General features: G+C 37.1%; 4 protein-coding genes. 2 read left to right on the top strand and 2 right to left on the bottom strand.

From position 1 onward, the window contains the following. Positions 1-528 precede the first annotated feature (528 nt). On the bottom strand, positions 529-1620 hold the full coding sequence (locus D5R40_RS28400; RefSeq protein ID WP_124143667.1) for a metallophosphoesterase family protein: 1092 nt from the start codon (positions 1618-1620) through the stop codon (positions 529-531). 1017 nt (positions 1621-2637) lie between these two features. On the opposite strand from D5R40_RS28400, the gene D5R40_RS28395 reads away from it, so the two are divergent. Next, complete coding sequence (locus D5R40_RS28395; RefSeq protein WP_124143668.1) at positions 2638-4293, top strand: hypothetical protein; 1656 nt, start codon at positions 2638-2640, stop codon at positions 4291-4293. A gap of 206 nt (positions 4294-4499) precedes the next feature. On the opposite strand, the gene D5R40_RS28390 is transcribed toward D5R40_RS28395, so the two are convergent. Further along, positions 4500-4811 (bottom strand): hypothetical protein, encoded by a 312-nt coding sequence (locus D5R40_RS28390; RefSeq protein ID WP_124143669.1) that lies wholly within the window; start codon positions 4809-4811, stop codon positions 4500-4502. Positions 4812-7294: 2483 nt separating this feature from the next. Between D5R40_RS28390 and D5R40_RS28380 the strand changes: the two genes are divergently transcribed. Then, entirely contained in the window at positions 7295-7558 is a 264-nt protein-coding gene (locus D5R40_RS28380; RefSeq protein ID WP_240038808.1) for a hypothetical protein, read from the top strand. Positions 7559-7617 lie beyond the last annotated feature (59 nt).

Genomic DNA, 7617 nt, shown 5'->3' with positions numbered 1-7617 from the left:
CAGTGATTAAATTCACTGGAGATAGAGCGGTATTATCCTGTTTGATTAGCGTAATTATTACGCTAACTGTTAGTTACTTTTTGTCCAAAGTCCAATAATAACTGTCAAAAAAAATATTCAATCTATGTTAATTATTTAATGATTGAAGTTTCACTTAAATATACCATTCTTTTTTCAAGTTGGTATTATACCAAATCTCATGCATTATTGCTACATCTCCTTGAGAGTAGGGAGTAGGGACCCACCCCTAACCCCGACCGTGGAGGGGAAAAAGGAGTAGGGAGTAGGGTGAAAAGAGATAAGATATCTTGGTTTAATGCCGATAATCGTTATAAACATTACTAAACGATTATTATTACTTAATAACTGAAGTTCATCGGAAGTATCGCATTAATGCATGGGAATTGGTATAATACCAAAAGAAAAAAATAATTAGTCAAAAGTCAAAAGCCAAAAATAGTAACTTTTAACTTGACTACCTTTAATGATTTATAAAGATAAAGTTATGATTTTTTTAAGGAGAGCGGATTATTGCAACAGTAACGTAGCATTATTATCAATACTATTAGTGGTGCTAAAACTTTCAAAATATTGTCTAGCATGAGGTGGAAATTCAGGGAAGTTAAATACAGCATCACCACCTGCAATATCTGCCCAAAAATAACGTAGACTAGGGGCAAGTTTTTCTGCTATTTCTGGTGATAAATTTACAGGAGGATTAGTCAAAAGTTTAAACATAAAACGGAAAGAGCGATCGCCAAGCCAGTTTCTAGAAATATCGCTAAGATTGGGAAAATTAGGCAAAGAATTAACTCGATGACTTTCAATTTTTAAAGACTGTTGACCACTAGAGTCCGTAGTAAAATTAATGATACGATAAGGATGAGGATAAGTAACTAAAGAACCAGTTGTAATTTCATAAATTCCTTGATATTCAGCAATATCCTGAACATGAAGATGACCAGTAAATATCAGCTTAACTCCAGCAGATTGAAGAATATCTAACAATGCTAACCTATTTTCTAACATATAACGACGACCAAGGGAATTATGAGATTGATCTGGTAAATGTTCAATCACATTATGATGTAACATCACCATCACTAACTCCTCTTTTGTAGTAGTTAAAACCTGTTTTAGCCAATCTAATTGTTCTGCTTCTAAACCACCTGTATATTCTTGTTTGCCAGAACTATCAAACTGATTAGAATTAAGCCCAATTATTCGTACTCCAGGCAAAATTTGTTTAGTGTAATATAATCGTTCCTCGTAATCAAATCCACAATGGTGATAATAAGTAGGAAAATCTGCCAAACCAATAGAATAGTCATTGGTAAATTTTGTCGGTACATCATGATTACCAGGCACTACATAAACTGGATAGGGAAGTGTAGCTAATTTTTTACTTAACCAGGTATGATTTTCCAATTCACCATCTTGAGTTAAGTCTCCAGGTAATAGTAAAAAATCAATATCTAGCTTACTTAAATTTTCTAATACTACTTCAAAAGCAGGAATACTCACTTCTACTAAATGAAAACGATGCGCTTGTTCCGCAATAGTATTAGGAACTGCAATATGTAAATCACTAGCAATAGCAAATCTAAAATTCAAAGCCATGGAAAAAGTCCTCTGGAAATTAGGCTAAATCAATCGTTAACTAGCTATCAGCATTTTCCGTACCGGAATGCTTTGCAAACAGCACTCAGCTTTTAGCCAGCTAAAAGTTTGGGTTTAAACCCCCTTAGCGCAAAGCTGACTACTAAAGGCCAATCGACTGTTTGCGGAGCATTCTGGACCGAAACGCTTTTTAATTATTTCTATAGATTTTCATTATATTTCACAACTAGCGATCAATCACAAAGATGGCCTTAAATCAGAAGTCAGAAGTCAGAAGTCAGAAGTCACAAATAATCCCTCACTAACTTTGAGCATTTTGCATTTTCATAGATGTCCGCGCCCTATTTGCGTAGTTATATAGATGAACTGACCTACCACTAATTAATAAACTTGTTGCAAAATAAGCTCAAAGAGTAGCTAAAACTCTTATATGTTAAAGGTTTTAGTCTTTGTTTATTTACCTAAATTGAAAGGCTTATACAGTAAGCTTTTGAGCAGTTTTAGTTTTTATTTCCTCACAACTCTAATATTTTAATGTTTAGTGGGATTCTCAAAACAATTTATACTCCGGCAATGATGTAGTCCAAGGAAAGGGCGCTAACACACCAAAAGCTTAAAACTCAGACAATGCCAGATTTTTCCTTCTTCCTTCTGTTGTAGATAATGAATCCCCTAGATAACTAAAGCTTTCTTCCTTCTTCCTTCTGCTATAAAAGCTACATCCGCTAGTCCTAGAGAATTGAGAATTGAATTATTTCTTAATAAATTCAAAAAACTGCCGTAAGACAGGAAGTTTAATTTTTGTCTATACTAAACTAATAAAATAAAATGTTAAATGAATTTTGTTATAGATACTTAACCTAATAATTATCTATCCTTAAATAAAATGTATTTTTTTGCTAACTGTATTACTCGCCGTATTACTCATATATATAAACATATAAAATAGTTGACGCTGAGAGATGATAACATTAATATAATAATCAAAAGGCAATCTGTAAATCCTAGGTGAAAGCAATGCCAGAAGCGGAACTTCCTGGAAACCAAAATTTACCAGAAACCAATAATCCAGTAAGTAATCAGAAACTGGGCCATGACGATCATGTAGACCAAATCAAACCAGCTCTTGAATCAGAAATACACACATCTGTCCCAGAGGATGATGAGTGGGAAACAGTTAATTTTCCTGGTGTCATTAGTGTCGATTCAATTCCAGTAGTAGGAACAGCTTCAGCAGAAGCCAAAAATTTAGTACCAACCAATCAAAATCAACCTCAAAAAAAGTCCCAGGAAATTTCAGAAATTAAAGTCCGCCCAACAAAAGACTCCATTGAATATCTAGAATCTACAAATCTCATGGAAGCTCTACATGATTGTAACCGCGAACTGGTAAATCGAGTTACAGACCTAGAAACAGCCTTAGAAGAATGTCAAGAAACTCTAGAAAATCAAGAAAAGTTGCTAGAAGAAAGAACTAAAGAATTAGCAGCAACTCAACAACAGGTAACTCGCCTATTCTACAAGTTGGAACTATGTAATCAAATTATTCAACGTCAGGAAGTTTTAGTAGAGTCTCTAACAGACAAGTGGGATGTGAGTCAGCAACAACAGGCGCAAATGGAACGAGAATGTGCCTTAACCAAACAATCTTACAGTCAACAAATTTATCATCTCAAAGAATTAGAAAATAGTTGCAAAGAATTGCGGGCAAGACTATACCGCCAGCAGCAGCAAACTCTACAGTTTAAAGCAGCATTAGAAAGATGCTTAGAAATGCCAGGGAGAATAGATACAATGGATATACCAACAGAAATATCTACAGAAGAATCTCCGGTAATAGCATCTCAGGTGAATTCTTTATCTGAACCTCAAAAACAAGAACATCTCTTTGTCAACTTTAACACTAAAAAACCACCCTCATTAAATTCCGAACCAGTTAAACCTTGGTCGCCACAGCAAAAAAATCAACAGCAGCAAGAAGCTCTTTTTAGCAAGAAAGAAAAAAATATTGCCAAAATTAGCCTGGGCAAGAAAATAGATTTACCACAAGCTTTAGCAGAACCTGAACAGGTAGAATTATCAGACCAAAATATTTCTCAAAATGAGTTGCCTCAAGAGGTCAGTACAAGTCAATTAAATCCTAGTTTACCCTCGTTTAGTAGAATAGGTGAAGACCCAAATTATGAATTGATAGATGAAAAATCACCAACAATGGCATTAGAAGAGATAGAGTCAGAAGAATATGTAGTTATGGAGGAAAACTATTTAGATGAATATAGAAATTCATCTCAGGAAGTAGAAAAATTGGCAGAAAATAACATAATAGTAGAGGAATATCTAGAAGGTGATACTTCTGAAGATAAAGCAATAACAACAATTAAAAGCGAACGCATATCATGGAATATAGCTACAGGAAAGTGGAATGTTAGTGAGTATCAAGAAGAGCCTGAAAAAGACATAGATCCAGAAGGCTTTTTTGAAGTATCAGAGGATGTGCAGCGCAGTAAATTAGATCTACCAACTTGGGAACCACTTGTATTTGAATCTGAAGTTCTTGAAGAAGATGTGGCATCAGAAGTCCCACAAAAACAGCACCTGTCACTAGGAGCAATAGATTTACCCAGCTTTCCTAGAATTCCTATTGACGATCAACCATCGGCAGTGAATGGGTAAAATAAACATCTCCAAAAAAAATCTAGAAACGTTGATCAAGAGGCAGGGGTAGGGGGGGGAACTTGCTGTGGACAAATAGCAGAATTTTTTTTGAACGCGCTATTAAATGGACCGTATAAACGTTTCTAGAATAGGAATATTTATTATTTTCTGGAGATATCTAATATAATTTGTCAGAAGCAAGTAATAGACTAGAAAATATTTAACTACATAACAACCGCATCTGGATCGTCAGTAAGACCTGTTCCCCGCACCTCTGTATAAGCCCATTGAGAGCCATCAAAAACATTATACCAAAGCCAGCCACTATCTCCCCTGCCTTGGTGAAATACATAGATTTGGTCATTGTATACTACTACTGATGGACTCGAAGTTATACCAGTTTTCCCTACCTTTGTATCACCAGCCCATTCAGAGCCATTAAAAACATTATACCAAAGCCAGCCACTATCTCCCCTACCTTGGTGAAACACATATACTTTGCCATTGTATACCACTGCTGTCGGTAATATAATCATTGTCCCTAATACCAATTCCCATGCATTAATGCGATACTTCCGATGAACTTCAGTTATTAAGTAATAATAATCGTTTAGTAATGTTTATAACGATTATCGGCATTAAACCAAGATATCTTATCTCTTTTCACCCTACTCCCTACTCCTTTTTCCCCTCCACGGTCGGGGTTAGGGGTGGGTCTCTACTCCCTACTCTCAAGGAGATGTAGCAATAATGCGTGAGATTTGGTATAATATCATGTCGGCTGGGGCGCGTTCGTGTAAACCCAAAGGTGAATATCTACAGGAAATTTAAGTTTTTTTCTTGCTCTTAAGTATTCTTGCCTGTTCCCTGTTCCCAGTTAAGTGTTCCCTACCCTTGCTATACAATACCGATGCTACCGGACATGATATAACTACTTTCAATTATCATAGAATGTCCTCTGTGTGGCCAGAAAAAGACTCATAAGCACGGAAAAACCAGCAGCGGAAGTTTGCTAAGGTCTGGAGGCAAACTGAGGTGACTGTAAGGTTAGTGGTAAGCTATTTCAATTGGATTTGGCTTCATGCTCTCAAGGAAAATACTGCTGCACAAAGATCTAAGGAACGCGTTCGCGGAGCGTTGCGGAGCGCAGTATCGCTCCTGGGAAATGGAATGACTTAATTACTTATCCCACACTTTGCGCTCTGCACTACCAACTCTACTTCAGGTTCCGCAACCTTAACAAATCTACAAACAATCTGAGTTCCAATATTGTCGGGGATTTACGGTTGAGTATATACAATCTGAGTTCCGATATGCTTTGGAATTTACGGTTGATCATCTAATATAGAGGCTATAGCACTACGCGCAAGGCAACAGGCAACAGGCAATAGGCAACAGGGGAAGACAAAAGGGTTTCAGCTTCTATTCATGTCAAACACCTTAATGGGTAGCGCTATAGTTGAGGATGGCTTTATTGCACGAATATCCTGAAACTCTTGCAGTGTAATACTTTATCATTAATCATATTTATTGATAAATGCTTGCTTTATAATCCTTCTAGCACTTTTATGCAACAAAGCCGTTGAGGATTGTAATTATTTCAGTAGCAGTATAGTAGGCTTTTTATTCCCCATCTACCATTAGTATACTAGAACTACCCCTTAGAGCTGATTCATAAAGTAAATCTTAAATTAGCTAGTCCCTTGACCATGAGTTGGATTAATCAGCCATAAATCATTGCTTCACTTACATCTGAATAGACTTCATAATCCTTACATAGCGCGCCTAAATCTATTTAGCCACCCATGCATTGCCTTCAACAATCCATCGCGCACGGCAATTGCTCAAAACTCTCTGAGGTTCGTTTGATCACTTCCAATAGCGACGCCATCGCCACAAACCTGCCTAACAGCATGGGCAAAGTTTTTACCAGAATAACCCTGATCTACCCTGACCACCTCGCTCTTTCGATAGTTTGTCCTTTGCCTCATTGAGTACAACTACTGCTCCTAAACGTTCTGAGGCATTTGCCTCACTCACCAGAACTCCAATTATAGCAATGAGCGCTGGTGTATTTACAAATTGCAGGAGATGTCCAATAGCTAAAATCTTATATTATAGGCAATTTATTCCCCCTTCCGGAGCTGTTGCCTTCCGGAGCTGTTGCCTGCGCACAGCGCTATAATAATCCGAATCGAATCTACCACCATAAGGCGCTTACGGCCTTTAACTTTCTTACCACCATCGCGCGCCGTAGACAGCTCCCTTTTTTCTGTTGTTTTGACTGCCATAGGAATCAGCGTTCGCAACGGTGGAGTCTTGATCCCTGTCTAGTTGTGTTCTTAATTTTTGGCGAACTTGAGCGTGAAGAAGTTGCCAGAAACCACGATGCTGCCATTTGGTGGAAGTACCGTATCCGCTCAGTAAATTGGGGTAAGAAGAAGAAAAAGTACAGCTAGTGTTGTAGAATATGACTTATGAGGCAAAAACTATCATCAGATCAATTAGTGGCCACATTACTGCAATCAATTGACCCGGGTTTGATTGCAGATTAAGGAGTACGTCAAACAGTAGAAATATTACTGAATCTGGTAGAGCAACTCAACTCAAAAGTCAAACAATTAGATGAAAATAACCGTCTCAAAGGTGAAATTGGCAAACCAGACATTAAAGCTAGTAAAAAGAGAAAATTTCAGAAAAACCACTCGTCAGAGAAAGAACGAAAAACTCCATGCATAACATAGTAAAACCAGTAAAAACGAAACAATAAAAGTAGACCGAGAAGAAATAGTATTCTATGATCGGCAGAAGCTACCAGCAGATGCAGAATTTAAAGGTTATGAAGAGGTAATTGTTCAAGACATTTTACTAACAACAGATAACGTATTGTTTCGCAAGGAAAAATATTATTCTCCGTCATTAGGTAAAACCGCAACAGCACCCTTACCAAAAGGTTATGAAGGAGAAATTTGGTCCAGGAATCAAAGCATTGGTCATGAGCCTGTACTATGGAGGAAACATGACCCAAGGAAAACTCCTAGAATTTTTATCAGATATTGGTATCTCAATGTCAGCAGGATACCTATCAAATTTATTAATCAAAAACCAATCAGGTTTTGAAGTAGAGTATAACGAAGTATATAGTGAAGGTTTAGCCAGTAGTCCTTGGCAGCACTTCGACCAAACAGGAGCCCGTGTTGGTGGAGTCAACCAGACAACAAATATCATCTGTAACCCTTTATATACAGTCTATATAATATCAAATCCGGTAGCATCGGAGTAATTAAACCTGAATTTTCGGCCACCAATGGTACTGGGTTATAGCCTTGATTGCAAATTGCT

It is taken from the genome of Okeania hirsuta (genome assembly GCF_003838195.1).
Lineage (GTDB): Bacteria > Cyanobacteriota > Cyanobacteriia > Cyanobacteriales > Microcoleaceae > Okeania > Okeania hirsuta.
This window is presented reverse-complemented; position numbering and strand designations above follow the sequence as displayed.

Coding starts and splice junctions, on each gene's coding strand:
- D5R40_RS28390 (WP_124143669.1), bottom strand. CDS start 4,811: ATGATTATATTACCGACAGCAGTGGTATACAATGGCAAAGTATATGTG.
- D5R40_RS28380 (WP_240038808.1), top strand. CDS start 7,295: ATGACCCAAGGAAAACTCCTAGAATTTTTATCAGATATTGGTATCTCA.
- D5R40_RS28395 (WP_124143668.1), top strand. CDS start 2,638: ATGCCAGAAGCGGAACTTCCTGGAAACCAAAATTTACCAGAAACCAAT.
- D5R40_RS28400 (WP_124143667.1), bottom strand. CDS start 1,620: ATGGCTTTGAATTTTAGATTTGCTATTGCTAGTGATTTACATATTGCA.